This window comes from Serratia entomophila (assembly GCF_021462285.1).
Lineage (GTDB): Bacteria > Pseudomonadota > Gammaproteobacteria > Enterobacterales > Enterobacteriaceae > Serratia > Serratia entomophila.
This window is the reverse complement of record NZ_CP082787.1, coordinates 79,248-106,047: the sequence shown is the minus strand read 5'-3', so window position 1 is coordinate 106,047 and position 26,800 is coordinate 79,248. Positions and strand designations below refer to the sequence as shown.

The following is a 26,800-nucleotide window of genomic DNA, read 5'->3' as shown; positions in this document are numbered from 1 at the left end:
GCCGGTACGGGGTTTAACCCAGCGTCGGCATGCTGTATTCAGACACCGTCTGCTGCCCGGTCGGCCAGCGGGCGGTGGCGGTTTTCATGCGGGTATAGAAACGTACGCCGTCGGTGCCGTGCACGTTCAACGCGCCGAACACCGAGCGTTTCCAGCCGCCGAAGCTGTGGAACGCCATCGGTACCGGCACCGGCACGTTGACGCCAACCATCCCGGCCTGCACTTCCTGCACGAACTGGCGCGCGTAGTGGCCGTTGCTGGTAAAGATGGCGGCGCCGTTGCCGAATTCATGGCCGTTAACCGTGTCGATGGCGGTCTGGTAGTCCGGCACCCGCACGATGCCCAGCACCGGCCCGAAGATCTCTTCGCGGTAAATGCGCATGTTCGGCTTCACGTTATCGAACAGCGTGCCGCCAACGTAGTACCCCTCGGGATAGCCCGCCACCTGATAGTTGCGGCCGTCGGCCACCAGCGTGGCGCCCTCTTCCACCCCGAGATCGATATAGCCCAGCACCTTTTTCTGGTGGGCGGAGGAAACCAGCGGGCCCATTTCATTCTCTTCGCCGCCCTGCTGAATGCCCGGGCCGACGCGCAGCTGCGCAATCAAGGGTTTCAGCTTGGCGATCAGCTTGTCGGCGGTGCTGTCGCCGACCACCACCGCAACCGGCAGCGCCATGCAGCGTTCGCCGGCGGAGCCGAAAGCGCCGCCCATCAGGGCGTTGACCGTGGCGTCCAGATCGGCGTCCGGCATGACGATCGCCTGGTTCTTCGCCGCGCCGAAGGCCTGTACCCGCTTGCCGTGGGCGCTGGCGGTGGTATAGATATGCTCCGCCACGGTGGACGAGCCAACGAAGCTCACCGCCTGAATACGCGGATCGGTGCACAGCTGCGCCGCATCTTCGTTGGCGCAGTGCACCACGTTGAACACGCCGTCCGGCAGGCCGGCTTCTTTCAGCAGTTCGGCCAGCCGCACCGAAGCCGAAGGCACCAGCGCCGGCGGCTTGAGCACGAAGGTGTTGCCGCAGGCCAGCGCGATCGGGAACATCCACATCGGCACCATCGCCGGGAAGTTGAACGGGGTAATGCCCGCCACCACGCCCAGCGGCTGCATCAGCGAGAAGCTGTCAACGCCGCCGCCGACCTCCGGCGAATACTCCCCCTTGATGAGGTGCGGAATGCCGCAGGCGAATTCAACCACTTCGATGCCGCGGGTCAGTTCGCCCAGGGCGTCGGAATAGACCTTGCCGTGTTCGCTGACGATCAGCGCCGCCAGCTCGTCGCGGTGCTGCTCCAGCAGCGCCTTGAAGTTGAACATGACGCGTGCGCGGCGCAGCGGCGTGGTGCGCGACCAGTCGGCAAACGCCTGATGGGCCACGTCGATGGCCTGTTTTACCTCGGCGGCGGTGCTCTGGGTGACGCGGCGTTCAACCTGCCCGGTCGCCGGGTTATGCACGTCGACGGTTTGATTACTGCTGCTCAGGCACACTTGCCCGCCAATAAAGTTACCCACGGTTTTCATGTCACACCCTCTTTTCAAGTCCGCTGTCGCCTGGCCGCAAACGGCATGGCGTTAATCATCCTGTCTGCCAGGCGGCGCCCGCACACAGGCTAAATCCTGACCGGATGCAGCAAACTCTATTTCATTGAAAAAAAAGTTTCAAATAAATTATTTTAGAAATTTTGTTTTTAGTGCGGAAGGTCGCAGTTTTGTCGTTGTCTCATGCAAAGCCATTACATGACGGCCAATCGCCTCTTCTGGCGCAGCACGCAAGATCGCGTCAATGCCCCATGACTTTTATACAGAAAAGGTTCAACGTGCGGCGCCCGGCGGCGCGCCGTTCAGCCAACGGAAGTTTGCCGGCGGTTTGCGGTTTTTTTTGAACTGGATCTAAAAATCAATATTTCATTATTCACTAATTATGAAATAAATGTTCTTGTTTACCGCAGAATCAACCGACTATCACCGCCTTGATGACAGGCACGGTTCACACCCTTTCGCCGCCCTCTCCCCATTTCCTTACTGCGCGCGAAAGCCAGGATAAAAATCGGAGCATTACATGTCATATCAGCGTAAGCATAATACCGGGTACATACTGCGCATTTGCGGTATTGCGGCACTCGGCGGCATTCTGTTCGGCTACGACACCGCCGTGATCTCCGGCGCGATCGAAGCCCTGAAAACCTATTTTGATCTCAGCCCGGCGCAAACCGGCTGGGCGGTCTCCAACGTGGTGATCGGCTGCGTGGTCGGCGCTTTCGCCGCCGGGCCGCTGGCGGCGCGCTACGGCCGCAAGAAGGCGCTGATGCTGGCGGCGCTGCTGTTCACCATTTCCGCGGTGGGCGCCTCGCTGGCTCCTACCTTCACCTGGTTCGTTATCTACCGCATTATCGGCGGCCTGGCGGTGGGCATCGCCGCCACCGTCTCGCCGATGTACATGTCGGAAGTCTCGCCGAAAGACATGCGCGGCCGCGCGCTCAGCATGCAGCAGTTCGCCATCGTGTTCGGCCAGATCGTGATTTTTTACGTCAACTTCAAAATCGCCAGCATCGCCAGCGAAGCCTGGCTGGTGGAAATGGGCTGGCGCTGGATGTTCGCGTCCGGCGTTATCCCCTGCGTCCTGTTCTGCCTGCTGGTGTTTATCATTCCCGAGTCGCCGCGCTGGAACGTGATGATGGGGCGGGACGCTCAGGCGCTGGCGATGCTGACCAAGGTCTCCAACGCCGCGCATGCGCAAAACCTGCTGCAGGAGATCAAGGACTCGCTGCGTCAGGACCGGCAAAAGCATCAGCAGAAGCTGAACTACGGCGACGTGCGGGTGCGTTTCATTTTGTTCGTCGGCTGCATGATTGCCATGCTGCAACAGGTCACCGGCGTTAACGTGATGATGTACTACGCGCCGGTGGTGCTGAAAACCGTCACCGAAAATGCGCAGGAAGCGCTGTTCCAGACCATCTGGATCGGCGTACTGCAGCTGGTCGGTTCGGCGATCGGCGCCATGCTGATGGACCGCATGGGGCGCATTCCATTGATGCGCTACGGCACGCTGGGCGCCATCGCCGGGTTGCTGCTCACTTCATATGCGCTCTATACCCAGGCCACCGGCTATTTCGCGCTGTTCGGCATGCTGTTTTTCATGGTGTTCTACGCGCTGTCATGGGGCGTCGGAGCCTGGGTGCTGGTGTCGGAAATCTTCCCCAACCGCATGCGCGCACAGGGCATGAGCATCGCCGTCGGCTGCATGTGGCTGGCCAACTTTGTGGTGTCGCAAACCTTCCCGATGATCAACGACAACCCTTATCTGTTCTCTCATTTCCACGGCGCCTTCCCGATGTGGATCTTCGCCGCCTGCTGCCTGTTCAGCTACTGGTTTATCGGCCGTTATATCCCGGAGACCAAAGGCGTATCGCTGGAGAAGATGGAGGAGGTGGTGATGGCCAAGCGCGATCGCCAGCCGCTGGCCGAAACGCCGCAGGCGCCGTTGGAAAACGGCAAACCCTGATCGAACGCACCTTAACTGACCCTGATACCAGGAGGCATGCATCATGACCATTGCGCTGGACCGTTTTTGCATCAACCGCAAGATCGCCCCAAACCTCGATTTGGACCGTTTTTTCCGCCTGGTGAAACAGTGCGGGCTCAGTAAAGTTGAGCTGCGCAACGATATGCCCAGCGGCAAGGTCACGGACGATCTGAGCGACTCGCAGCTCAACGCGCTGGCGGCGGAGCACGGCATCGAGATCGTCACCATCAACGCGCTCGGCATGTTTAACCTGCTGGATGATGCGGCGGCGCTGCAGCAGCGGGCGCAAGCCCTGCTGAGCCAGGCACAGGCCATTCACAGCAAGGCGCTGGTGCTGTGCCCGCACTGCAGCGCCGGCGACGCGCGCAGCGAGCAGCAAAAACGGGACGATACGCTGGCCGCGCTGAAGCTGTTGGCGCCGCTGTTCCAGCGCTACGGCGTGCAGGGCTACGTGGAGCCGCTGGGCTTCGGCATCAGCTCGCTGCGCTCGTCGTTGCTGACGCAGACGCTGATCCGCGACGCGGGCGCGCCCTACAAAATCGTGCTCGATACCTTCCATCACTACCTGAGCGGCGTGGCGCAGGCCGAGTTCGACGCGCAAATCCAGGTGGCGCAAATCGGCCTGGTGCACCTGTCCGGGGTAGAGGACGGACGAGCCAAAGACAGCTTGAGCGATGAAGAGCGCATCATGTTGAGCGAGCGGGATCGGCTGGAAAGCCGGCGGCAGGTGCAGAACCTGGAACGCCTCGGTTATACCGGCATTTACGCCTTCGAGCCGTTCTCGTCGCAGCTGGAGGGCTGGTCCGAGGCGGATATTGAACGTGAAATCCGCCAGAGCATCGCCCTGTTGCAAGGGTGATAGACGGTAAAACGGCCTCCGCGGAGGCCGTTTTTAATGGCGCTACTTCAGGCTGCTGACCACCAGCTGGTGGCGGGCGTTGTAGAACTTGCGGTAGGCCAGGTAGCAGGCAATGATGGTCGACAGGCTGGCGGTGGACAGCAGCATAAAGGTCACCATGATCTGGTACTTAATCGCCTTGACCGGATCGATGCCGGCGAAGATCAGGCCGGACATCATGCCCGGCAGGCTCACCAGCCCGACGGTTTTCGCCGAATCAATGGTGGGAATGAGCGAGGCGCGGATGCTGTCGCGGATCAGCCCCGCCGAGGCGAATTTCGGCGTAGCGCCCAGGCTGAGCATCTCCTGGATCTTCTGCTGGTCGCCCTTGAAACGCTGCCCGAGTTGGGTGTAGCACAGCCCCACCGCCACCATGGCGTTGCCGGCCACCATGCCGGCAATCGGGATCACCTGCATCGGCGTGAATTCAATCGAGCCGGTCAACACCAGCACCGCCAGCGTCAGCACCGCGCCGGTGGTGATGGCGATAAACGAGGTGACGAACGCGCGTTCGATATATTTGCTGCGCTTTTTGGCGTTGTAGGCGGCGTTGAAACAGATGAACAGCACCATCAGCACGGTCAGCGCAGCGTTGTTCAGGTCGAAAATATATTTCAGCACATAGCCGACGGCAATCAGCTGCACCACCGCCCGGCAGATGCTCCAGATGATGTCCTTTTCCAGCGCCAGCTTTTCCCGGTGGCTGATCAGGATGGCGATAACCACCAATACCATCGACAACCCTAATGATTCATTGGTGATGTTATGCTGGTTCATCGGCGTGCTCCCGTTGCTGGGCGGTATGCGCAGGCAGCGTGATCACCTCGTCCGCATGCCTGATTTCTTCGGTATCGTGCGTTACCCACAGCACCGCCAACCGATGTTCCGCCACCAGTTGGCGGATCTGTTCGTTGACGTTGCGCTTGTTGTCCTCGTCCAGCGCGCTGGTGATTTCATCCAGCAACAGCACCCGAGGGATAAACTGCAGGTTGCGGATCAGCGAAATGCGCTGCTTCTCGCCGCCCGAAAGTTCATTGATGCTCTTTTTCAATATGTTGCCCGGCAGCCCGAAGCGCACCAGATCGGCCTGCATTTTCTGTTCGTCCGGCTTTTGCTTGCGGATCTGATAAGGCAGCGCGATGTTGTCGTACACCGTATCGCCGAACAGCGACGGCGTCTGGAAACAGTAAGAAACCTGTTTGCGGTAGTCCTCCGGCTGCATGGCGGTGATGGCCTGGCCATCAAAGGTAATGGTTCCGCGGGTAGGATCCATCAGCGAGGAGATGATTTTAAGCAGGGTGCTCTTGCCGCAGCCGGAGGGGCCGGTAATCAGCTTGAACTCCCCTTCCCTGAGGCCAAAAGAGACGGAATCGAGGATCACCTGGCCATCTATTTGATAATGAATATCATCCAATCTGAGTATTACTTTGCTGTCCTTCACCATCGCGCCGGCTCCCTACATCCGTTGGCTGTTAGGGGGTAAGTATATGGCGACAAAAAACATACTGGCAATGGCTGGTCATGAAAGGTAACAAAGCCGACGTTCTGACGGGATCCGAGCCCCGTCAGAACGATAAGTTTTTTTAATGATTAGCTGCGAAAGGTAGTCAACAAGAAACAAAAATTATCTATGACTCTGTTCCGGCCGATGTACGCGCGGCGCAGATATACCAACGCAGGGAATTATTGATGCTGCGATGGGTGCAATGAACTTTCCCCTCTTTTTCCAATGCCAGCAGCAGCGTGCGGGTGGTGTAAATATTCTCGCCGCACCGATCCGCCAGCTCGCGCGTTTTCGGCCACTGTTCCGGCGGCGGGTGATGCCCCCCCGCCCCCTCAGCCCGCTCCCTGCACAATACCTGTAACACGTTCAGCATCCGTAACTTCCTGCTTTCATATGTTCCCGGCTCCTTAGCCATGGCATTCCTCCTGAGTGGTTACTTCTGAGCATCCCCGTTCGGCGGCAGCACGTCAGCCACGCGCAGGGTGTAAATCATGGTGGCGTTCGGCGGGATGACCGGCGGGCTGCCCCGCTCGCCATAGGCCAACGCCGGCGGCACCACCAGGGTGATGGAACCGTGTTTTTGCAATTTGCCGATCGCGGCGCGAAACAGCGGCGGGTATTGCGCCAGCGCCTGGGAAATCACCGTGCCGGCCAGTTCCATATCTTTGATTACCGTGCCGCCCGGCAGGCTTTCACGCACCACGATATCGACGCGATCGTCGGCGCCAATCCGGCCATTGCCGGCATAGTCCACCCGGTAATAGAAACCGAGCGCGTCTTTTTGCACGCCCGGCAGCTTGGCGAAGTCGGCAAGGTAGGCTTTCCCGTCAGGCTGTCCGCGCTGCTGCGCCAGCTCAAGCGCGCGGTCGGCGGCCTGCAACGCGTTGTCGATGGCGGTGTCATCCAGCCGCTGGCGGCCCGCCAGGGTATCGCTGATGCCCGCCAGCAGCCGCGCCTGATCCACCGTCAGCCCCAGGCGGCGGTTATCCTGCTGCAGTTGCACAATGTCGCGGCCCAGCGACACCCCGGCGGCATAGGCCTGCTTATCCGCAGCGCTGGCCAACGGCGGCGGTTCAAGCGCCCGTTGCCGTTCAGCCAGCTGCCGTTCCAGCCGTTGCACCCGCTCTTCTTCCCGCTGCTGCTGCCGCGTTAATTGGCTGGCCAGCCCTGCGCGCCGTTGCTCCGCCTGGGCCAACGTTGCGGCGAGCGCGCTCAGCTCCGGCGCAGGGGCCATCGCCTGGCGCAGCCCCTGCAGCGCCCGCGCCAGCGGTCGAATATCGATTTCGGTGATTTTCGGCTGCGGCGCGGGCGGCGCCTTCAGATCCGCCAGCCGCTGTTCCAGCCGGCGGATGGTTTCGGCCTGCTGTCGCAGAGTTTGATTCAGCGTGGTTAAACGCAGGCTATCGCCGGCGGGAGGGGCGGCGTTTCTGGGCCTGGCGGCGCCCGCTTCGGCTCGCGGCGCAGGCTCCGCCGGTTTTACCGCCGGGGCCTGTTGTCGTTCGGCGAATTTCAGCAGCGCGGGAATGCCGTCGTCACTGGCACCGGCCATGCCGCACCCCGCCAATAACAGCAAGATAACTGCGGCTCCTTCCGCAAATTGGTTCATGGCTATAGGTTCTCAACCCGGTTGGAAAGGTCGGACATCAGCTCGTGCTCGACGTCGGCGCAAAATTTTTCCGTTTTATATTTATAAAGCGCATCTATGGCTTTACGGGTACTGGCATCCACATTGTTGCGAATGCCCGCATAACCGGAGGCGTTAGACAGCAGGCCATTAAAATAGGCGATGCGTTTTTGATAGCTCTGCGGATTAATATTTTTTAACGAATTAACCCTTTGCTGGCAAAGCGCAATACGCTGCTCATCGGATTTATCACTAAGATTAGTCTGTGCAACTTTTTTCACAGGATCCGTACCTGCACTATTTTTGGTTACACAACCTGAAAGCGACACCGCCGACATTATCAATATCGCCAGCGCACCTGCACAACGACCATTAAAAACATTAACTGTGGTAATCATTCCGTGTTTCATCCCTTATTTGTCACTTAGGTCATCATTATGTAGCGAACTTCCACATCCTCTGACCGTTTTTGATTAATCAAAATGGGTTAAATACCGAAAAAAGCGTGATGGCAGTGGGAGGACGGAATAATTAACCGCCCTCAATATTGTTATTTTTTTGTTAATTAAAATGGCGGAAGCCTTTGTTTTCGGTTCAAAAAGAATCGCCACACTCTGAAAGCGTGTCACAAACAACATAAATAAAAACAACCATTTATGATTAATGATTTGTTGCCGTTCAGGCATTAATCATCTGCTGCCTGAGGGCGATATTAGCAAAACAATATTGTGAATTGTAGTGCGAACCCTATTTCCCTCGATCTAATATCTCGCATATCGTTATTTATATAGTGATTTATACTGGATAATATTTGTATACGATCTATTGATTTTAAAGAATATATATTTCTTTTTCCTTTTGGTTTTATATTCTGAATTTGACTTGATTTAATAAAAGCTATTTCCAAACAAGTCTATTATTTGCAAGAATATTCCCAGCAAGACGCTATGCCGATATTCATATTTTACTTTCACGGAAATCCATTGGTGATTTCCAATGACTTTCGTTATTCATCATAAATAACGGAGGGTGGCGTATTGCCCAGAGCAAAAGGATCTGGCTCCAACTGCGACGCTGTCGACATAATGTTGCCGCCGTCGCAGGGGATTTAGATGTGCTGTTCTTTTTATTTAAATACTCTCTACAGGAACCTGAGAAATGAAACTGAATAAATTAATGCTGGCAACCGTGATTGCTTTCGCTTCCGCATCTGTTGCTCACGCCGCATCTGATCAGGGCAACGGTAAAGTGACCTTCACCGGTTCAATCATTGATGCCCCATGCAGCATCGACCCTAACTCCGTCGATCAGACCGTTCCTATGGGCCAGATCAGCAACCGCGTCCTGGATAAGCAAGGCAAATCCAGCATGCAACCGTTCAACATCGAGCTGAAAGACTGTTCACTGTCGACCATGAAAAACGTCAAGGTGACCTTCACCGGCACGCCTGATCCGGACAACAGCAAGCTGCTGGCGCTGAGCGGCACCGCGACCGGCGCCGGCATCGTGATCTATGACATGTTGCACTCCAAAGACGTAGAGCTGGGCACCGCAACCGATGGCCAGGGCCTGACCGAAAACGACAACTCGTTGAAATTCGCCGCTTACCTGCAGGGCAGCAGCGCATCTGGCGCCGTAGTGCCGGGCGACTTCACCAGCGTGGCTAACTTCACCCTGGCTTACCTGTAATTCCCGTTGGGGGGCCAGAGCGCCCCCCGTTTTATGCATGCCGAAACGGGCAATAGGACAGGTCGCGACAGGGAGATACCCGCATGAAAACCCACTTTTGGGGCGCACTGCTTATCACGCTCAGCGTTTGCAGCACGGCGGCGGCGAAAGATCAGGGCCACGGTAAGGTCAGCCTGGGCGGCGAGATCGTCGAAACGCCGTGCGGCATCGCCGGAGAAAGCCTGGATCAATCCGTTGATTTCGGCCTGATTTCAATAAGCGATGCGGCGCAGGGAGCCAACCCGGCGCTGATCGGCAGCCGCCGCACTTTTGAGATCAAGCTGGTGAACTGCGAGCTGGCAAGCCAGGTGAAGCCCGACTTTATCTATCGCGCCGCCAACGTCACCTTCGACGGCACCGCCGACAGCCGCGATCCGGCGCTGCTTGGCGTTCAGGGCACGGCACGCGGCGTCGCCATCGAATTGCTAACCGAATCAGGCGTCCCGATACCGCTCGGCAGCACCACTGCGGATTACCTGATTGTCACCGGCGACAACCGGCTGCGCTTTGGCGCCCAGTTGCGCATTCACTCCGATAGGGCGCGGGCGGGCGAATTCAGTTCGCTGGCCAAATTTACCCTGTCTTATCTGTAGCGTCGGCGCCTCGCCAACGGGGACTGAACAGCATCACGAAATACGTATTCAGGTCGTACAGGATGACCTGCTATTGGGCGCGGATTTGCCATGAGTGATTATTCTATGACGTCATTACTGACACGGAAAAAAATACCCATCATCGTCATTCTGTCTTTCCTCTGGGTGCGTCCGGCATTTTCCGAGACGGAATTCAATACCGACGTATTGGATATCGGCGACCGCAGCAAAGTGGATTTATCCCGTTTTTCCAATGCCGACTACGTTATGCCCGGCGCCTATCTGCTGGATATCAAGATCAACCAGAAAACGCTGCCGCAGCGCAACATTCAGTACTATCCGGCCGGGGATAACCAGGCGGGCAGCCGGGTGTGCCTGCCGCCCGATCTGGTAGAAAAGATGGCGCTGAAAGAAGAGGCCGCCAAGAAAATCACCCTATGGCGCGACGGCGCCTGCGCCGATCTCAGCGGCATCAAAGGGGCGACCATTTCCAGCCGCATCGGCGGCGGGGTGCTGGCGATCACCATTCCGCAGGCCTGGATGAAATATTCCGATCCCGACTGGACCCCGCCCGAACAATGGGATGACGGCATTCCCGGTTTGCTGCTGGACTACAACCTCAGCGGCCAGGCCGGTAAGCAGAGCCACAACAACAACACCGCCGAAAGCTTCAGCAGCTACGGCACGCTGGGGGCTAACATGGGCGCCTGGCGCCTGCGGGCGGACTATCAGGCCAACTACAACCAGCAGGCCGGCGAACGCAACAGCGGCTTCGACTGGAACCAGATCTACGCCTATCGCGCGCTGCCGATGCAGGCCGCCAAGCTAACGCTGGGTGAAATTTATCTCGACTCGGCCGTCTTCGATGCTTACCGCTTTACCGGCGTCAATCTGGCCAACGATGAGCGCATGTTGCCGCCAAACCTGCAGGGATACGCGCCTGAAGTACGCGGCATTGCCAAAAGCAACGCCAAGATCACCGTTTCCCAGGATGGCCGCACGCTGTATGAAACCACGGTGCCCGCCGGGCCGTTCACCATTCAGGATCTCAACAGCTCGGTGCGCGGCCGGCTGGACGTCAAGGTCGAGGAACAAGACGGCAGCATCTCTACCTTTCAGGTGGATACCGCCACCATTCCTTACCTGACCCGCCCCGGCTACGTGCGTTACAACATCGCGCTGGGCAAGCCTTCGGCCTACGATCACCGCACGCAGGGGCCGTTGTTTTCCGCCAGCGATTTCTCCTGGGGCCTGAGCAACGCCTGGTCGCTGTATGGCGGCGCGCTGCTTGGCGGCAATTACAACGCCTGGTCGCTCGGCCTGGGCCGCGATCTGAACGTGTTCGGCGCCATGTCTGCGGACGTTACCCAGTCAATCGCCCGCTTGCCGGGCGAGCCGACCGCCAGCGGCCTGTCGTTCAAGGTCAACTACGCCAAGCGCTTCGATGAGCTGAACAGCCAGATCACCTTCGCCGGCTACCGCTTCTCGCAGCGCAAATTCATGAACATGTCGCAGTACCTGCAGGAGCGCTACGGCAGCCGCGACGACAATTACGACGGGCGTCAGAAAGAGCTGTATACCCTGACCGCCAGCAAAACCTTTATGGCGGAGGACAGCGCCAAAGCTATCACGGCTTACCTGACCTATTCGCACCAGACGTACTGGGACGCCAGGACGCAAGATCGCTACGGTTTGTCCGCCAGCAAGCTGTTCAGCGTCGGTGACGTCAGCAACATCACCGCCTCGCTGTCGGCCTATCGCACCAGCTATAAAGGCCGCACCGACGACAGCGTAATGCTGAACTTCAGCGTGCCGATCGGCGACCGCCGGCGCATCGGTTATACGCTGCAAACCACCAACAGCGATGTCACGCAAATGGCGTCCTACAACGACTATACCGATCCGAACAGCACCTGGCAGGTGAGCGGCGGCTTCAATCAGTCCGGCAAATCGCTGGCGCGCGGTTACTACACCCGCAACGCTTCGTTCGGTTCGCTCAACGCCAGCGCCTCTTACCAGCAGGACAGCTATTCCTCGATCGGCGGCTCCTTCCGCGGCGGCCTGACCGCGACCCGGCACGGCATCGCCGCGCACCAGAACGCCAGCAACGGCGGCAGCCGCATGATGCTGGATACCGACGGCGTCGCCGGGGTGCCTATCAATAACGGCCGCGCCTACAGCAACCGCTTCGGGGTGGCGGTGATCTCCGACATCACCAGCTACTACAACACCGACACCCGCATCGACGTCAACACCTTGGCGGACGACGTGGAAGCCACCCGCGCCGTGGTGCAGGGCACGCTGACCGAAGGCGCCATCGGCTATCGCCACTTTGAGGTGGTGAAAGGCAGCAAGCTGTTGGCCACCATCAAGCTGGCCGACGGCAGCGAACCGCCCTTCGGCGCCACGGTGCTGAGCGAAAAAGGCCGCGAAGTGGCGGTGGTGAACGACGGCGGGTCGGTTTACCTGACCGGCGTCCAACCGGAAGAACGGCTGGACGTGGCCTGGGAAGGGCAGCGCCAGTGCCGCATCGTGATCCCAGGCGCCGCCAAACCGCTGGACCAGCTGCTGCTGCCCTGCGCCAAACTGTAATCCGTAACGCTGAGAAACGATGATATGAACAAACACCCGATAACGCTACTGACCGCCGCCGGCCTGGCCCTGACGGCCGCTATTCCCGCCGCTAACGCGGCGATATCGCTGGATCGCACGCGCGCCGTCTACCTGAGCGACGCCAAATCGATCAGTCTGAATATCGTCAACGAGAACAAAGAACTGCCCTTCCTGGCGCAGTCCTGGCTGGAAGACGAACAGCACCGGAAGATCACCTCTCCGTTGGTGGTGCTGCCGCCGCTGCAGCGGGTGGAGCCCGGTGAACGCAGCCTGGTGCGCATTACCAAAACCCCGGAGGCCGAGCGCCTGCCGCAGGATCGCGAATCGGTATTTTACTTCAACCTGCGCGAGATCCCGCCAAAGAGCAGCAAAACCAACGTGATGCAGCTGGCGCTGCAGACGCAGATCAAGCTGTTTTACCGGCCGAAGGCCATAGTCGCCCCTAAAGGGGCCGTCTGGCAGGAGAAGCTGGTGTTTCGTAAAAGCAGCGGCGGCTTCACCATCGAAAACCCGACGCCATTTTACATCACCCTGACCGGCATCACGCGCCAGACGCAAAAACAGGGCGGCGGCGCGCTCAGCGACTTCCAGCCGCTGATGTTGAAACCGAAATCCAGCGAAAACATCCCGCTGCGCGACAACGGCCTGAACAGCTTCGTCGTCACCTATATCAACGACTACGGCGGCCACCCCGAGCTGCGCTTCGCCTGCAACGGCGGCGTGTGCAACGTGGTGCCCGAGAAAAAATAAGGAGATCGGCATGGCTGAATTCACCGGCCGCCTGCGGCCCCTGCTGTTATGCGCCCTGCTGCTGAGCGGCGGCGCAACGGCGGCGACGCCGCTGGGCGCGATCGAGGGCACCACCGGCACCGTCAGTTTTCATGGCGGCCTGCTCAGTTCCCCCTGCAGCCTGACGCCGGACAGCCAGGATCAGTCCATCGATCTGGGCGACGTCAACGCGCGCGCATTCCAGAACGCCGGCGATCAGAGCGCGCCGGTGCGTTTTCGTCTTTCGTTCCGCAACTGCCTGCTGGGCGCCCGGGCGCTGGCGGATAACCCGGCCGGGCCACGCAACGGTGACGCCAACCGGCTCTATTTGCAGGGGGAACAGGCCGCCACGCTGGTGTTTCTCGGTGAAAGCGACATCAACAATCCGCAGTTGCTGAAACTGAACGGCGGAGTGCAGGGCATCGGCCTGCGGCTGAAAGATCAGCAGGGTCGCCCGCTGGCGCTTAACCAGCAAAGCCACCCCTACATTCTGCAGCCCGGCAGCAACACCCTGTGGTTCAGCGCCAGCGTGGAATCGACCCAGCGGGCGGTAATGGCGGCGGGATTCGCCGCGGTAGCGCACATTCAGGTGGTTTACCTGTGAGGCTCGATAACATGAAAAATCAACGCGTTAAACTCTGCCTGCCGCTGGCGTTTGCGCTGGCGGCCCCCGCCGTGTGGGCCAACGGCTACGTAACGCCGGACGGGGGGGCGAAGCAGTTTTATATCGATCTCAATGAAAGCAACATCACCAACCAGGTGGGGTTTACCAAGGTGTTCCCCTATACGTTGGGCGGCCAGTATACCGGCAAAGCCTATTGCAGCACCTCTATCCCCCGAAGCCCGCACTACTATAAATCGGATTCGGCGTTGCCCGCCTCCGATTACGGCAACGGCTTTTTGCAGCTGAATGACTTTTTGGATTTAAAGGCCGAGGTGTGGATCGCCGGCAATAAAAAGGCCTACGTGACGGTGCCTTTTTACGACCAGTCCAACGATTATCCCAATCACTCCTGCACACCGCCTTACGTCCAGGTCAATAACTATGAAAGCGGCTCCAAAGGCCGCATCACCTTTCGGGTGCGTAAAAAGATCATCAACGGCGTGCAGATCAACGACCGGCAGATCATCGAGATGTACGGCCGCCTGGGCACCGTCGGCAGCGGGTTCGGCCCCAATCCGATGGCGCAGGTGTTTATTCAGTCCGCCATTCTTTACGTGCCGGACAAATGCGTGGTGAACGAGGGCCAGCTGATCAACGTGGAATTCGGCGAAATCGGCGGCAGCAACCTGAACGGCAGCAACTATCCGCAGAACATTCCGGTGCGTTTCCAGTGCGAGGGCGGCAGCTTTGAAGACGGCACCCTGAATATCAAGCTGGCGGTCTCCGGCTCGGCGGCGCCCTTCACCAATAATGCGTTTAAAACCGATAAAAACGATCTCGGCATCCAGCTCACGCACAACGGCCGGCTGGTGGTCCCGAACGAATTTTATCCGGTGCCGAATGTCGGCAACGGCGGCAGCTGGGACCTGGTGGCGGCCCCGTTGGCCAACGGCGGCAAGGAGATAGACGAAGGGGAATTCAACGCGTCGGCCACCATTGTGGCGGCATTCCAGTAACTGAGGGAGAAACAGAGATGCGTCTACGCGTTTTAGCGATGCTGAGCTGCATGCCCTGGTGGTTTGCGGCTTTGCCGGCCACGGCGGATACCGAGCTTATCGGTTCGCCGCTGCAGTTCCACGGCACCGTGGTGAGCCGGCCATGCAATATCGAGCCGCAGTCGGCCGATCAACTGGTGGAGATGGGGACGGTGATCGTCAAAACCCTGTACCGCTACGGCCACACCGTGCCGGTGCCCTTCAACATCAAACTGACCGACTGCAAAACGTCGGTGTTCAAGTCGGTCAACGTCACCTTTAGCGGCACCGAGGACCCTGAGCTGCCGGGCAAACTGGCGATCAATAACGGCGACAACGGCGCCGCCATCGCCCTGTTCGACCACCAGGGAGCGGAGCTCGATCTGAACCGGGCGAGCAGCGCAGTGGCATTGCAAAATGGCCCCAACGTGCTGAATTTCACCGCCTATGTGCAGGGCCACCCGAGCGCTATTCAGAATAAAACCATTACCGAAGGCGAATTCAGTTCGGTAGCCAACTTCGTGCTGGCCTACCAATAAGCCCGGCGTCTTCTGGAAGAAGCGATATGTCCACGCAAAAAACGGCCTGTCTTGCGGAGTAACCCATGCCTGATATTCGATTTACCCTGTTCGACAGCGATAATTTTTATCAGCAAGGCTTGCGCCTGCTCTTGCAGGATTACCTGCATGCGCTGAACGAATGCCATCGCCTGTATCCCCAACTGGCGCCGATAGAACTGCAGCGGTTGGAGCAGATTGAGGTGGTATTCCGCACGCCGGAAGATCGGTGGGGATGCGCCTGCTGCTACCAAAGCCCGCTGCAGACGCCGCAGCACCGGCAGGTGACGCTGCTGATCCTGGACGACTACGCCCCGGCGCCTCTACGCGCCCACCCGGCGTTGTTCAGCATCCACCGGCGCGATGCCGCCTATACCGTCCGCAACAAGCTGCAGGCGGCGCTGGAACGGTTTTGCCAGCACCCCTGGCTGGCGCAGCACGCCGGCGGCCTGTGGAAATGCCAAAAGTGCCGCATCGCCGCACTGAGCAGCTGCGAAAAAAAGATATTGCGGATGATGAGCACCGGCATGTCCGCCTGCACCATCGCCGGCATGCTGCACCGCAGCCAAAAAACCATCAGCGCCCATAAGCGCTCGGCAATGCGCAAACTTAACGTCCACAAAAATACCGAGCTGAACAAAATGCTGCTGAATCAGATGGGGCTGAACTAAGGCCGCCGCGGCGTCTGGCCCGCGTGAGCGAACATCGCCTCGAGCATCTCGACGATCAGCGCCGCATACCGGCCGTCAGTATCGAGGTCGGGATCGAATACCGACAGCGTCATGCCGCAACACAGCGGGTTTTGCAGCAGCCGTGCGCCGATGTATTCCAACCACAGACGATCGAGGCCGGGGCTGCCGGGGGAATCCACCGCCGGCATGATCTCCCGATCGAGCACGTCCACGTCGAGGTGCAGCCAAAAGCGCCATTGCGCTTCGGCGGCCAGCGTTCGTTCGATCTGCTGCATAATTTCCGCCTTGCCCATCTGATTGGCGGCAAAGATGTCGAGGCGTTTAACCGCCGTCTGATTGATATCCGGCCAGGCAAAATCCGCATCCCGGCTCTCACGCTCGCCCAGTTGAACAATTTGTTGCTCCGGCACCAGCGGCCCGGTAACGCCGGGCCACTCGGTTAACAAGGCCTCTCCGCGCCCGGTGGCCAACGCCAGATCCATCCCCGCTACCGCCCCCAACATCTGCCCGGGGTCGTAATTGCCGGGATGACGAAAATCGCTGTGCCCGTCGATATGCACCAGCGAAAGTGGCCCGGCGCTGCGCGAGCCGGCCAACGCCCCCAGTAAAATCGAACAGTCCCCGCCAATCACCAGCGGGAAATCACCGCGCTGCTGCACCCCCGCCACTTCGGCGGCCAACTGCAAATTGAAGGCGCGAATGGCGTGGCCGTTGCGAATGCGGGTGCCCGGCTGCGCCAGCGGCGAATATACCGGCTGCGGCAAAGCGCTAACGCCGCTCGCCCCCAGCCTTTGCGCCAGCCGCTGGGCCATCAGCGCCTGCGGCGCGCGCCAGGTACCGGGAATATGCCCGGGGCGCAAAGGGCTTAGCCCCAGATTGGTTGGTGCCAGAATAATCTGCATACGAGTCACCTAATGAAAAACGGGCCGAGAACCTGTTTAGCCGGAACAACGACGCCGGAAAGTATAGCGCCACCCGCTGACAGAAACCTGGCGCCGTTGCTTGACCGGAGGTGTCGGCCGCCACCTTTGGCGTGCCGGCCGCTGCGTTTCCCAAGCTGCCGTTCACGCCGGCCGACCCGCTGATTGTGCAGCGAGAAAATCCGGTCGATCCCGAGACATAACCTGTTTCGGCCGCCGTTTGTGGTTTATTCTGACTCATCATTTTCTCTCTTTGTAGTGGGCCAGAATCTATGCCGAGAAAAGCCAAAGTCGTTGAGGTTCCCGCCATTGGCCAGCTCGATCGCCAGGCGGGCCGGCTGAGCCATCAGTTGGCCCGGGCGCTGCGCAACGCCATCCATAAGGGCGAGCTCAAAGCCGGCGATCTGCTGCCCTCCACTCGCCGGCTATCGAGCGCGCTCAGCCTGGCCAGGGGCACGGTGCTGGAGGCTTTCGCCCAGCTGACCGCCGAAGGCTTTCTCGAACCGCAGCCGGGTTCCGGCACCCGCGTGGCCCGTTCGCTGGAGCCGCGCCGTGCACGCCAGTCCCCCGCCAGGCCGCACGCTACCGACCCGATACCACTGCCGCAGCAGGCGCGGCGGCTGGCCGACTTCGCCGCCCAGGTGCGCCCGCTGCCGCCGGTACCCTTCGCCGTTTCGGTACCCACCGGCGACACCGCGCCGGACGATATCTGGCGCAGGCTGGGCAATCGCATCCGCGCACGCGGGCCGGGTGCGCCGTCAGGCTACGGCGATCCCATGGGGGCGCTGCCGCTGCGCGAAGCCATCTGCGAATACGTTCGCCGTTCCCGCTCCGTCAGCTGCACGCCGCAGCAGGTGATGATCACGTCGGGCACCCAGCAGGGATTGTACCTGGCCGCACAACTGCTGCTGGACGCCGGTGAGGCCGCCTGGGTCGAGGATCCGGCCTATTCGGGCATCACCGCCATTTTTGACAGCGTATTCAACGACCGGCGCATGATCCGGGTGCCGGTCGCCGACGACGGCATCGACGTCGCCGCCGGCCAGGCGCTCGCCAACCGCGCCCGCGCCGTCTTCGTCACCCCCTCGCACCAGTATCCGCTCGGCATGCCGATGAGCATGGCGAAAAGAACCGCCCTGCTGGCGTGGGCAAAAGAGCAGCAGGCCTGGATCGTTGAGGATGATTACGACAGCGAGATGCGCTACGCCGGCCACCCTTTCCCCTCGCTGCAGGGGCTGGATCCCGGCCGGGTGATCTATTTGGGCACCTTCAGCAAAGTGCTGTTCCCCTCGCTGCGGCTGGGCTACGCCATCGTTCCCGAACCGCTGATCGACGCCTTTTGCGGCGCTCGCATGCTGATGGACCGTCATCCGCCCAGCGCCGATCAGCATGTGCTGGCCAGCTTTATCGCCGAGGGTTATCTGGATCGGCATATCCGCAAAATGCGCGGCGTCTATGCGGAAAAACGGCGGGTATTGATTGAGGCGATCAACGCACACGTCGACCCGGCGCTGGCCTGGCTGCAGCCCTGCGATCAGGGCATGCATACGGTGCTGTGGCTGCAGGCGGGTCTCGACGACCTGCAGGTGGCGCGCAGCGCCAACCAGGCCGGGCTCTCGCTGCGCGCGGTGTCGCCAATGTACGCCGCCGGCACCGGCAAACCGGGGTTAGTGCTCGGATTGGGCGGCTACACCGATCTGGCGGTCAATCGGGCGGTGCAAAAGCTCGGCCAGGTTATTCAGGCTTGCGCCGCAGGCCCGGCGCCCTAGCGGGCAAAACGCTTGGCGCCGAACACGCAGACCAACACGCCGGCCATCACGGCGATCATCGCCGGCTGGACGCGTTCATGCAGCACCAGCCCCGCCAGCGCCAGGCCAAAAAAGGGTTGCAACAGCTGCAGCTGCCCGATGGCCGCAATGCCGCCCTGCGCCAGGCCGCGATACCAGAATATAAAACCTATCCACATGCTGAACACCGAGACGTAGAACAGCGACAGCCAGGCACCGCCGCTGACGGCGGGCCAGCCGCCCGGTGCCGTCAGGATGGCCGCCGCCAGCGTCAGCGGCAAAGCGAGCGCCAGCGCCCAGGAAATCACCTGCCAGCCGCCAATCCGCCGCGACAGCACTGCGCCCTCGGCATAACCCAGGCCGCACAGCAGCACCGCTCCCACCATCAGGGCATCGCCCTGCCAGCCGCCGCCGCTGCTCTGGCTCAGCGCGAAGGCCGCCACCAGCAGGCCGCCCGCGACGGAAAATGCCCAAAATGCCGGTTTGGGTCGCTCCCCGCCGCGCAACACGCCAAAACAAGCCGTCGCCAGCGGCAGCAGGCCGATATACACCAATGAGTGCGCGGAGGTCGTGTGCTGTAACGCCAACGCCGTCAGCAGCGGGAAGCCGATCACCACGCCGATCGCCACCGACAGCAACGCCGGCAGATCGGCCCGCGCCGGCCGCGCCTGGCGCGTTACCCACAGCGCGCACAACGCCAGCAGGGCGGCGATCGCCGCTCTGACGGCCGTCAGGAACAGCGGATCCAGCTCCAGCACCGCCACCCGGGTGGCGGGCAGCGATCCGCTGAAAATAAGCATACCCAAAAAGCCGTTGGCCCAACCCTGGGTCGCACGCCCTGAGCCGCGACGATCGAGGCCGGTAACAACGAGAGATTTTTCTGACTGACTGTCCATTCCGCTACCACTCCGCACGCCTGAGGCATACCGCATTTCGGCAACCCGCGAGACGCTGTCATATTGAATGAAAGAATACGCCGCCGCGGCCGACAGCCGGGCTCCCCCCTTATTCTTCAGATAAAGTGGTTCACCTACAGATCCGGATAGAAAGATTATTGCCGGACCAGTAACCGAACCTGCGCCGATAGCGGAAAAGAAGTGCGCTTTTACGCCTGTCCTTGGCCGTTTGGCGGCTTGCATTGCGCGTTACCATGGCTGTTTATGCGTTTGGCACAACAGGACAAGGTTTTTTGCCATGGTGAAACCCTTTTTACGCAGTGGCAGTTTGGACGACGTGCTTGCATTAGGCGAAAACGGCCAGCCGGTCTACGCCTGTGCGCTGCAGCTGCGGGAAACCCTGCGTCTGCGCCAGTTGCAACCGGCCGCCGATTGCCTGGCGATCCCCCAACCGAACGAGAGCGGTACGCGCATCGACTGGTATGCCCCTTTCCCGGGAAAAGTCACTTCCTGGCTGGCGGCGAGCGATGCCCAGCGCGCGCAGGCCGTGCGCCAGCTGGAACGTTGCCGGGAATCCTTCAATGCGCTGATCGCCCAGACGCAGGCTTCCGTTCACCCCAGCCATCGGCTGTTCGGCGCGCTGCTGGCCAAGGCGATGCAGATCCCCGACCCAAACCATGTCTATCTGGTCGAGGGTAAACCGGTGCTGACTTTTTGGGGCTTTATCAAGCCGCAGGCCCAGAGCCAAAACGATCCTCTCGCCTGGCTGCGCCCAGCCGAACCGCCGGCAGAGCAACCGGCGCCGCGTCCGGTGGCGGAACCCATGGCCAAACCGGCGCCTGAAACGGTTCCGCCCGCGCCACCGCGCCGCCGCCCGCGCCGTTTTATGCTGCCCGCGCTGATGCTGATTGCCCTGCTGGCGGTGGCCGGCTGGCTAAGCCGTTCGGCCGCGCCTCCCGCACCGGCCCCGGCGTCGCCCCCGTTGGCTCTTGCCGAACGCCCCGCCGCGCCGGCGTTCAGGCTGCAGCTGCCGTTAGCGCACGCGACGCTGATGCCACCCGCGCCGGTGGCCCTGCCGCCGGCGGATAAAAACTCGCTGGTGCTGCCCGCCGACGCGGTCAAGGCCGGTTCGACCCGTTTTCTCAACGGCAACTGGCGCGCCACCGTGGCGCTGAAGGATCCCCTCACCGGTAAACGCCCCAGCCTGCAATACCGGCTGAACGGCGGCAAAGGCACCGCCAGCATTACCTACGGCGGCGCTATCCGCTGCCGGGCGCCGGTAGAGGCCGGGCTGATGCAGTCAGGCAACCTGGTGATCAACAGCCGCAGCAAAGCGCGCTGCAGCGACGGCAGCCGCTACCCCGTACCGGAAATCGTCTGCAAGCAAAACGAGGCGGGGCCGGCGGAATGCAGCGGCCGCTACGATGCGGACAGGGTCTATCCCATAACGTTAAAGCGCGAGAGTAAATGATGCTGGCACCCCTCACGGACTATCAACAGACCGTTACGCTGATTCAGGACAGCGGCATCCAGTTTCTGGACTTTGCCCTGACGCCGCTGTTGGAGGCCGATTTTCCGGGCAAGTTTGTCCGCCAGACGGCGAGCGGCCCGCTGCTGCGGCTGCAATGGGACGCCGACGGCGGCAAATATCTGCTGCCCGCCCAACCGGGGCAGGCCGCCGAAGTGGTGCGCCCGGAATTCAGCTACCCGCTGCAGCAATCGCTGCGCCTGCTGGATAACGCCTGGCTACCGCTGCCGATGTTCCGCCACACCCCGTCCGGCGTGTGTTTAGCCGGGCCGGATAACTGGGCGCGCATGCAAATCCTGCGGTTGGACAAACCGGATCGGGACGGCAATCTGCTGCGAGTGGTGCTGGCCTTCGATACCCGCATCGCCGCGCCGGGCCAGGAGGCATTAGCCCCGAGCGAGAGCGATCTCGCCACCGGGCTGCACTTCGCACTGGCGCACCGCAACCATGAGCTGGGCGAGTTCCTCGATCTGACCTGGGTGGACGGCTGGCTGCGCGAAACCTTCAGCCAGCGCGCGGCCGCTCTGGAACAGCGCGGCGAGGCGGAGCTGCACGCCGGGTTGAAAACCTTCGAGTATCAGGCGCACTACCTCAACCTGCTGCACATGCTCGGCCACCAGCTGGCGGTGCCGCAGATAAAAATGGTCGGCGCGGCGGGGCAACAGCCGGCAATCAACGTCGATCTGATCCTCGACGTCGGCAATTCCCACACCTGCGGCGTGCTGGCCGAGGAACACCCGGAAGAAAACAACGGTCTGAAACAGGCCTACGAGCTGCAACTGCGTTCACTGTCCGCGCCACACCGGGTTTACAACGAGCTGTTCGAAAGCCGGGTCGAGTTCGCGGCGGCCTCGTTTGGCAAAGCCAACCTCTCGTTCCAGAGCGGGCGCGACGATGCTTTCGTTTGGCCTTCAATCGTCCGGGTAGGCAGCGAGGCGGTACAGCTGGCGCAGCAGCGCCAGGGCAGTGAAGGCGCCACCGGCATTTCCAGCCCGCGCCGTTATCTGTGGGACGAAGAACGCTATGCCCCCGGCTGGCGTTTCAACAGCCCGCAGGAGCCGATGGCCGCCGCTGCGCCGCTGACCAGCTTGATCAACGACGAAGGCGTGCCGTTATCCACGCTGCCTGCGGCCGAACGCCTGCCGGTATTCGCCGCCCATTACAGCCGCAGCGCGGTAATGACTCTGATGCTGACCGAACTGCTGGCGCAGGCGCTGATGCAGATCAACAGCGCCGCCCAACGCAGCAAAATGCCGAGCGCCGCCGCCCCGCGCCGCCTGCGCACCATCATCCTGACGCTGCCTTCGGCGATGCCCAAGCCGGAGCGTGAAATTTTCCGCCGCCGCATGCAGGAAGCCATCGGCCTGGTGTGGAAGGCGCTGGGCTGGCACCCGCAGGATGCGCCGTTCGACGGTGAGCACGCCCGCGTTGCCGTGCCGCAGGTGCACCTGGAATGGGACGAGGCCACCTGCGGCCAGATGGTATATCTGTATAACGAAACCCAGGTGAACTTCGCCGGCCGCACCGACGCCTTCTTCGCCAATATGGCCCGGCCGGATCGGCCGTTGGCGCCGGGAGAACAGCCGGGGAAAACCTTGCGCATCGCCTCCATCGACATCGGCGGCGGCACCACCGATCTGGCCATTACCCAATACGCGTTGGATGACGGTGTCGGCAACAACATCAAAATCAATCCGCGCCTGCTGTTCCGTGAAGGGTTTAAGGTCGCCGGCGACGATATTCTGCTGGACGTCATTCGGCTGTTTATCCTGCCTGCGGTGCAGCAGGCGCTCGAAGACGCCGGGGTCGCCGCGCCGGCGGCGGTGATGGATAAGCTGTTCGGCAACGAAGGCCGCATGGACGGGTTCTCCACCCTGCGCCAGCAGGCCACGCTGCAGATGTTCATGCCCGCCGGGCGTGCGCTGTTGGCAGCCTACGAGGAATACGATCCGCTGGACGCCCATGCGGAAATTGCCGTCAACCTCGGCGAGCTGCTGCCGCAACCGCCCACGCCGCAGGTGCTGGCCTTTATCAACGGCGAGGTGCTGCGTGAAGAGGGCGTCACCGAGTTCGATATTCTGCATACCCCGCTGGCGATCCGCCTGGCTGCTCTGCACGCCGCCTTCCTGTCCGACCGGATCGGCATCGGCCACTGCCTGCGCCTGCTCTGCGAGGTGGTGGCGCTGTACACCTGCGACGTACTGTTGCTGACCGGCCGCCCGGCGCGCTTCCCGGGCATTCAGGCGCTGCTGCGCCATCTGCAGCCGCTGCCCGCCAGCCGCATTTTACCGCTGGAGGGCTACCACACCCGCAGCTGGTATCCGTTTAACAAACGCGGCCGCATCGACAACCCCAAATCCACCGCCGCCGTGGGCGCCATGCTGTGCCTGCTGGCGATCGATCTGCGCCTGGAGAGCTTTTATTTCAACGTCGGGGATTTTCAGCCTTATTCCACCATTCGCCATCTGGGCATGCTGGACGGCAATAACATGCTGGCCGACGACAACGTCTATTATCGCGATATCGATCTGGATCGCGCCGACTTTACGCTGGATCCCTCCGGCGGCTTCCAGCTGCGCGGCCCGCTGCGCCTGGGGTTCCGCCAGCTGGATAACGAGCGCTGGCCCGCCTCGCCGCTGTACACGCTCGCCATTACCGATCCCCAGCTGGCGCGCAAGGTGGCCGGCGATGCGACGATCGGCCTGCGGCTGGCGATTACCGGCAGCGGCCAATACGGCGCCGAAGGCGTTAAGATCGCGCAGGCCCTGCTGGGCGACGGCAGCCCGGTCCCCGCGCACCAGCTGCAGCTGAAACTCAATACCCTGGCTGCCGGCGCCTCTGGCGCAACCCATTACTGGATAGACAGCGGGAGCATTTATACCAGATGAAAACGATCAAGGGCCTCAGTGGCGACATTGTGCAGGCGATAGACTGGGTGGCCGCAACGCGGCAAGGGTGCCCGCGCCTGGAACGGGAGGCCGACAACCTGACGCTGCGTTTGCGCCGCTGCTACAACCGGGCAACGCTGTTGGAGCACGCCGCACGCCGGCCTGCCGCCATCGGTCTCTATGGCCATAACGCCGCCGCCAAAAGCCACCTGCTGGCGGCGCTGGCGCCCGGCGCCGAGCTGCTGGGCGGAGACGCCGCGCTGAGGGTGCGCTATTGCTCGATGAGCACCGCCCCGCCGCCCGCTTACCCGATCGCCGTCAGGCTGCTCGACGAAGCCCGGCTGCTCTCCATGACGATCGGCGCCGCACTCATGGGCGGCTTCCGCCCGGATGGCGATGCGCGTGCGATAGCCGCTCACCTGCAGGCGCTGGAACGCCACCGCCAGCCCATGGCCATCGACGGTATGGACAGCAACGCCGTGTTGGCGCTGTGGGACGGCCTGCGCCGCCACGGCGGCCAATGGCAGCAAGCGCTGGATCGGCTTTTTTGGCCGCAGGCCGTCGCGCTGGCGCCGTATCTGAGCATTGACGATCGCGCCCGCCTGTTTGCACCGCTGTGGGGGGAAGATACGGCGCTGACCGCCCGCTACCGCCAACTGGCGCACAGCCTGCACGCCCTGGGCTGCAGCGAGCGGGTGCAGGCCCCGCGCCGCCTGTTGGATCCGCTGGCCGTTGCCGCGCCCAACGAGATCAAGGTCGATCTGCTGACGGAAAGCGGCGCGAGGATTGAGATCCCGCTGGCCGACCTGGCGTGGCTGGCCGCCGAGGTCGCCACCGCTTTGCCCACCGGTTTGCCCAGCGATGTTGAGCTGCTCGATATTCCCGCCGGCAGCCACTGCCCGGACGCTGAGCCGCTGGTGCGCCTGCAGCAGGCCAAACGCGCCGAGCTGCTGATTAGCTGCGCCGACGCCCTGCACGCCAATCTGCTGCTCATTACCGATGCGGCCGCTACGCCGCAGGACGCCGGCCGGGTAGGCCAGGCGCTCGGATATTGGGTCACACAGACTCAGGGGCAGAGCGCGCAACTGCGCAGCCGCCGCCGGCCCGGCTTAATCTGGGCGGTTACGCCGTTCGATGCGCACCGCCGGGAGAAACGGCGCCCCGACGACGCCGTGCAACGCGGCGTCGGCGAGCCCGGCGACAGCTGGGCCACGCTGCTGGCGATGGACGAACGCGACTGCCGCCGCATGGTGGAGTATCTGGCGGCGCAGGCGCACCCGGCCTTGAAACAGGCGCGCATTGTTGAGCTGCGGCAGGAGCTGCGGCGCGAACTGAGCGACAGCCTGCTCGGCAACTGGCTCACCGCCGGGGATCCGCAGCGCGCCGGGCCTCTGCTACGCGCCCTTCAGGCCCGGGCCGGCGCGCACGGCGAACTGTTGGAATGGCTGCTGCCGCAGCGCGACAGGCTGCGGCAGCTGTTCGCACAGCACCGGCACGCTGCTCCCGCGCCGGCTGCCGCCCCGGCGTTCGATCCTGAGATCGATCTGTTCAGCGAGGTGAGTTCCACCGGGGCCGCACCGCTGGGGCATGGCCGTTCAACGTTTGCCCGGCGGGCGTTCGCGGATTGGGTCAACCACCTGCGCAACCTGCCGGACAATCCCCAACTGTTGGCCCTGCTGGGCGTCGATAAACCGCACCTGGAGATATTGGCCGATGCGTTGATCAACGCCGCCTGCCGGCTGCAGATAGCCGAAGCGCTGGAACGCGCACTGGCGAACGAAACCTTGCCGGAGCAGGGTGAGGATCGCCAGATCGGCCAGGCGCTGACTGTGTTGGGCGATTTCGTCGCCTGGCTGGGGTTCCAGCGGCGCGATGCGGCGCTGCGCCCCGCCAGCCGCGTCAACCACGGCCATCCGATCTTTACCCCGCCGCCGCAGCCCGCGGTGGACTGGGGCAACCGGCAGCGGCTGGCCAGGCTGGCGCCCACCCCGGCGAAAAACGCCGCCTTTTATATCTTTGACTGGCTGGTCGGCCTGCAGGCGCTGCTGGCGGAGAATGCGGCGGCGGCCCCGGCGCTCGAGGCAGCGGCGCGCGCAACGCTGGCGGAAATTGTGGCAAGGATTTGCGACGCGGACGGCGCCTGACAAATTCAGGCGGGCCAGGATAAATCGGGGGATGCCTATTATGCTGATTAATTACGCTTCCGCCCGAGGATAAAACCATGCGCCCATTCAGCCTGAAGAAAATCGATCACATCGTACTGCGCGTCTGTGACCTGGAAAAAAGCATTCAATTTTATACCCAGATACTGGGCTGCGAGATCGCCAGACGGCGCCCCGACCTGGGGTTGGTGCACCTGCGCGCCGGCGTTTCCATGATTGATTTGGTCGACGTCGACGGCGTGCTGGGAAAAAAAGGCGGCATGCATCCCGATGCCCGGCAGCAGAACGTTGACCACTTCTGCCTGCGTATCGAGCCTTTCAACGAAGGCGAACTGCTGGCATATTTGCAGGCGCAGGGGATCGGCGCGGCTCCCGCCGAGTCGCGATACGGCGCAGAAGGCGACGGGCCGTCCATTTACTTCACCGATCCGGACGGCAATCACGTGGAGCTGAAAGGGCCGGCGGCGCAGGCGTAAGTAATGG

General features: G+C 61.7%; 23 protein-coding genes. 15 read left to right on the top strand and 8 right to left on the bottom strand.

All coding sequences use genetic code 11. From position 1 onward, the window contains the following. Positions 1 to 13: 13 nt before the first annotated feature. Positions 14 to 1,519 carry a CoA-acylating methylmalonate-semialdehyde dehydrogenase gene (locus tag KHA73_RS00435; RefSeq protein WP_234587372.1) on the bottom strand — a complete coding sequence of 502 codons (1,506 nt, stop codon included), beginning with the start codon at positions 1,517 to 1,519 and terminating at the stop codon, positions 14 to 16. A 538-nt stretch (positions 1,520 to 2,057) separates the two neighbouring features. Between KHA73_RS00435 and KHA73_RS00430 the strand changes: the two genes are divergently transcribed. Together KHA73_RS00430 and KHA73_RS00425 are read left to right on the top strand one after the other, a co-directional pair. Further along, a complete protein-coding gene (locus KHA73_RS00430; RefSeq protein ID WP_234587370.1) occupies positions 2,058 to 3,500 on the top strand; it encodes a sugar porter family MFS transporter in 1,443 nt (480 codons plus the stop codon). A gap of 43 nt (positions 3,501 to 3,543) precedes the next feature. Further along, positions 3,544 to 4,380: a TIM barrel protein gene (locus KHA73_RS00425; protein ID WP_234587368.1), complete on the top strand. Its 837-nt coding sequence runs from the start codon at positions 3,544 to 3,546 to the stop codon at positions 4,378 to 4,380. Between the two features lie 42 nt (positions 4,381 to 4,422). Here KHA73_RS00425 and fetB read toward each other — a convergent pair whose 3' ends face one another. From fetB to KHA73_RS00400, 5 genes are all read right to left on the bottom strand, one after another. Then, a complete protein-coding gene (gene fetB, locus KHA73_RS00420; protein WP_234587366.1) occupies positions 4,423 to 5,196 on the bottom strand; it encodes an iron efflux ABC transporter permease subunit FetB in 774 nt (257 codons plus the stop codon). Then, complete coding sequence (fetA, locus tag KHA73_RS00415) at positions 5,183 to 5,860, bottom strand: iron efflux ABC transporter ATP-binding subunit FetA (protein ID WP_234591158.1); 678 nt, start codon at positions 5,858 to 5,860, stop codon at positions 5,183 to 5,185. Before fetA ends, fetB begins: the two co-directional genes overlap by 14 nt. Before the next feature lie 187 nt (positions 5,861 to 6,047). Continuing rightward, positions 6,048 to 6,338, bottom strand: coding sequence for a FaeA/PapI family transcriptional regulator (locus KHA73_RS00410; RefSeq protein WP_234587365.1), 291 nt, complete (start codon positions 6,336 to 6,338; stop codon positions 6,048 to 6,050). 18 nt (positions 6,339 to 6,356) lie between these two features. Then, entirely contained in the window at positions 6,357 to 7,529 is a 1,173-nt protein-coding gene (locus KHA73_RS00405; protein ID WP_234587363.1) for an FKBP-type peptidyl-prolyl cis-trans isomerase N-terminal domain-containing protein, read from the bottom strand. A 2-nt stretch (positions 7,530 to 7,531) separates the two neighbouring features. Then, positions 7,532 to 7,945 (bottom strand): hypothetical protein, encoded by a 414-nt coding sequence (locus tag KHA73_RS00400; RefSeq protein ID WP_234587361.1) that lies wholly within the window; start codon positions 7,943 to 7,945, stop codon positions 7,532 to 7,534. Between the two features lie 760 nt (positions 7,946 to 8,705). On the opposite strand from KHA73_RS00400, the gene KHA73_RS00395 reads away from it, so the two are divergent. From KHA73_RS00395 to KHA73_RS00360, 8 genes are all read left to right on the top strand, one after another. Then, positions 8,706 to 9,236, top strand: a complete 531-nt coding sequence (locus KHA73_RS00395; protein ID WP_234587360.1) for a fimbrial protein — start codon at positions 8,706 to 8,708, stop codon at positions 9,234 to 9,236. Between the two features lie 83 nt (positions 9,237 to 9,319). Beyond that, a complete protein-coding gene (locus tag KHA73_RS00390) occupies positions 9,320 to 9,868 on the top strand; it encodes a fimbrial protein (RefSeq protein WP_234587358.1) in 549 nt (182 codons plus the stop codon). Between the two features lie 90 nt (positions 9,869 to 9,958). After that, the gene (locus tag KHA73_RS00385) at positions 9,959 to 12,460 is read left to right on the top strand and encodes a fimbria/pilus outer membrane usher protein (protein ID WP_234587357.1); all 2,502 of its coding nucleotides are present in this window, start codon (positions 9,959 to 9,961) and stop codon (positions 12,458 to 12,460) included. 24 nt (positions 12,461 to 12,484) lie between these two features. After that, the gene (locus KHA73_RS00380) at positions 12,485 to 13,231 is read left to right on the top strand and encodes a fimbrial biogenesis chaperone (protein ID WP_234587355.1); all 747 of its coding nucleotides are present in this window, start codon (positions 12,485 to 12,487) and stop codon (positions 13,229 to 13,231) included. 10 nt (positions 13,232 to 13,241) lie between these two features. Continuing rightward, on the top strand, positions 13,242 to 13,853 hold the full coding sequence (locus KHA73_RS00375) for a fimbrial protein (RefSeq protein ID WP_234587354.1): 612 nt from the start codon (positions 13,242 to 13,244) through the stop codon (positions 13,851 to 13,853). Between the two features lie 11 nt (positions 13,854 to 13,864). Further along, positions 13,865 to 14,869 carry a fimbrial protein gene (locus tag KHA73_RS00370; RefSeq protein WP_234587352.1) on the top strand — a complete coding sequence of 335 codons (1,005 nt, stop codon included), beginning with the start codon at positions 13,865 to 13,867 and terminating at the stop codon, positions 14,867 to 14,869. 17 nt (positions 14,870 to 14,886) lie between these two features. Continuing rightward, positions 14,887 to 15,426 carry a fimbrial protein gene (locus tag KHA73_RS00365; protein WP_234587350.1) on the top strand — a complete coding sequence of 180 codons (540 nt, stop codon included), beginning with the start codon at positions 14,887 to 14,889 and terminating at the stop codon, positions 15,424 to 15,426. Between the two features lie 65 nt (positions 15,427 to 15,491). Then, on the top strand, positions 15,492 to 16,115 hold the full coding sequence (locus KHA73_RS00360) for a helix-turn-helix transcriptional regulator (protein ID WP_234587348.1): 624 nt from the start codon (positions 15,492 to 15,494) through the stop codon (positions 16,113 to 16,115). On the opposite strand, the gene KHA73_RS00355 is transcribed toward KHA73_RS00360, so the two are convergent. After that, a complete protein-coding gene (locus tag KHA73_RS00355) occupies positions 16,112 to 17,038 on the bottom strand; it encodes an arginase family protein (RefSeq protein ID WP_234587347.1) in 927 nt (308 codons plus the stop codon). The two genes, KHA73_RS00360 and KHA73_RS00355, sit on opposite strands and share 4 nt — an antisense overlap. A 290-nt stretch (positions 17,039 to 17,328) precedes the next feature. Between KHA73_RS00355 and pdxR the strand changes: the two genes are divergently transcribed. Continuing rightward, the gene (pdxR, locus tag KHA73_RS00350; protein WP_234587345.1) at positions 17,329 to 18,825 is read left to right on the top strand and encodes a MocR-like pyridoxine biosynthesis transcription factor PdxR; all 1,497 of its coding nucleotides are present in this window, start codon (positions 17,329 to 17,331) and stop codon (positions 18,823 to 18,825) included. Here the strand turns inward: pdxR and KHA73_RS00345 are convergent. Continuing rightward, positions 18,822 to 19,739 (bottom strand): DMT family transporter, encoded by a 918-nt coding sequence (locus KHA73_RS00345; RefSeq protein ID WP_234587343.1) that lies wholly within the window; start codon positions 19,737 to 19,739, stop codon positions 18,822 to 18,824. The genes pdxR and KHA73_RS00345 overlap by 4 nt on opposite strands. A gap of 298 nt (positions 19,740 to 20,037) precedes the next feature. On the opposite strand from KHA73_RS00345, the gene KHA73_RS00340 reads away from it, so the two are divergent. From KHA73_RS00340 to KHA73_RS00325, 4 genes are all read left to right on the top strand, one after another. Then, entirely contained in the window at positions 20,038 to 21,210 is a 1,173-nt protein-coding gene (locus KHA73_RS00340; protein WP_234587341.1) for an SrfA family protein, read from the top strand. Next, complete coding sequence (locus KHA73_RS00335; protein WP_234587339.1) at positions 21,210 to 24,155, top strand: virulence factor SrfB; 2,946 nt, start codon at positions 21,210 to 21,212, stop codon at positions 24,153 to 24,155. The genes KHA73_RS00340 and KHA73_RS00335 overlap by 1 nt, the downstream gene beginning before the upstream one ends. Beyond that, on the top strand, positions 24,152 to 26,299 hold the full coding sequence (locus KHA73_RS00330; RefSeq protein ID WP_234587337.1) for a virulence factor SrfC family protein: 2,148 nt from the start codon (positions 24,152 to 24,154) through the stop codon (positions 26,297 to 26,299). The genes KHA73_RS00335 and KHA73_RS00330 overlap by 4 nt, the downstream gene beginning before the upstream one ends. Before the next feature lie 77 nt (positions 26,300 to 26,376). Then, positions 26,377 to 26,793 carry a VOC family protein gene (locus tag KHA73_RS00325; RefSeq protein ID WP_234587335.1) on the top strand — a complete coding sequence of 139 codons (417 nt, stop codon included), beginning with the start codon at positions 26,377 to 26,379 and terminating at the stop codon, positions 26,791 to 26,793. The last annotated feature ends 7 nt before the right edge of the window (positions 26,794 to 26,800 follow it).

What these genes read in the sequence shown, in the direction of transcription:
- KHA73_RS00435 (WP_234587372.1), bottom strand. Translation starts at nt 1,519, where the DNA reads ATGAAAACCGTGGGTAACTTTATTGGCGGGCAAGTGTGCCTGAGCAGC.
- KHA73_RS00430 (WP_234587370.1), top strand. Translation starts at nt 2,058, where the DNA reads ATGTCATATCAGCGTAAGCATAATACCGGGTACATACTGCGCATTTGC.
- KHA73_RS00425 (WP_234587368.1), top strand. Translation starts at nt 3,544, where the DNA reads ATGACCATTGCGCTGGACCGTTTTTGCATCAACCGCAAGATCGCCCCA.
- fetB (WP_234587366.1), bottom strand. Translation starts at nt 5,196, where the DNA reads ATGAACCAGCATAACATCACCAATGAATCATTAGGGTTGTCGATGGTA.
- KHA73_RS00410 (WP_234587365.1), bottom strand. Translation starts at nt 6,338, where the DNA reads ATGGCTAAGGAGCCGGGAACATATGAAAGCAGGAAGTTACGGATGCTG.
- KHA73_RS00405 (WP_234587363.1), bottom strand. Translation starts at nt 7,529, where the DNA reads ATGAACCAATTTGCGGAAGGAGCCGCAGTTATCTTGCTGTTATTGGCG.
- KHA73_RS00400 (WP_234587361.1), bottom strand. Translation starts at nt 7,945, where the DNA reads ATGATTACCACAGTTAATGTTTTTAATGGTCGTTGTGCAGGTGCGCTG.
- KHA73_RS00395 (WP_234587360.1), top strand. Translation starts at nt 8,706, where the DNA reads ATGAAACTGAATAAATTAATGCTGGCAACCGTGATTGCTTTCGCTTCC.
- KHA73_RS00390 (WP_234587358.1), top strand. Translation starts at nt 9,320, where the DNA reads ATGAAAACCCACTTTTGGGGCGCACTGCTTATCACGCTCAGCGTTTGC.
- KHA73_RS00385 (WP_234587357.1), top strand. Translation starts at nt 9,959, where the DNA reads ATGAGTGATTATTCTATGACGTCATTACTGACACGGAAAAAAATACCC.
- KHA73_RS00380 (WP_234587355.1), top strand. Translation starts at nt 12,485, where the DNA reads ATGAACAAACACCCGATAACGCTACTGACCGCCGCCGGCCTGGCCCTG.
- KHA73_RS00375 (WP_234587354.1), top strand. Translation starts at nt 13,242, where the DNA reads ATGGCTGAATTCACCGGCCGCCTGCGGCCCCTGCTGTTATGCGCCCTG.
- KHA73_RS00370 (WP_234587352.1), top strand. Translation starts at nt 13,865, where the DNA reads ATGAAAAATCAACGCGTTAAACTCTGCCTGCCGCTGGCGTTTGCGCTG.
- KHA73_RS00365 (WP_234587350.1), top strand. Translation starts at nt 14,887, where the DNA reads ATGCGTCTACGCGTTTTAGCGATGCTGAGCTGCATGCCCTGGTGGTTT.
- KHA73_RS00360 (WP_234587348.1), top strand. Translation starts at nt 15,492, where the DNA reads ATGCCTGATATTCGATTTACCCTGTTCGACAGCGATAATTTTTATCAG.
- KHA73_RS00355 (WP_234587347.1), bottom strand. Translation starts at nt 17,038, where the DNA reads ATGCAGATTATTCTGGCACCAACCAATCTGGGGCTAAGCCCTTTGCGC.
- pdxR (WP_234587345.1), top strand. Translation starts at nt 17,329, where the DNA reads ATGCCGAGAAAAGCCAAAGTCGTTGAGGTTCCCGCCATTGGCCAGCTC.
- KHA73_RS00345 (WP_234587343.1), bottom strand. Translation starts at nt 19,739, where the DNA reads ATGGACAGTCAGTCAGAAAAATCTCTCGTTGTTACCGGCCTCGATCGT.
- KHA73_RS00340 (WP_234587341.1), top strand. Translation starts at nt 20,038, where the DNA reads ATGGTGAAACCCTTTTTACGCAGTGGCAGTTTGGACGACGTGCTTGCA.
- KHA73_RS00335 (WP_234587339.1), top strand. Translation starts at nt 21,210, where the DNA reads ATGCTGGCACCCCTCACGGACTATCAACAGACCGTTACGCTGATTCAG.
- KHA73_RS00330 (WP_234587337.1), top strand. Translation starts at nt 24,152, where the DNA reads ATGAAAACGATCAAGGGCCTCAGTGGCGACATTGTGCAGGCGATAGAC.
- KHA73_RS00325 (WP_234587335.1), top strand. Translation starts at nt 26,377, where the DNA reads ATGCGCCCATTCAGCCTGAAGAAAATCGATCACATCGTACTGCGCGTC.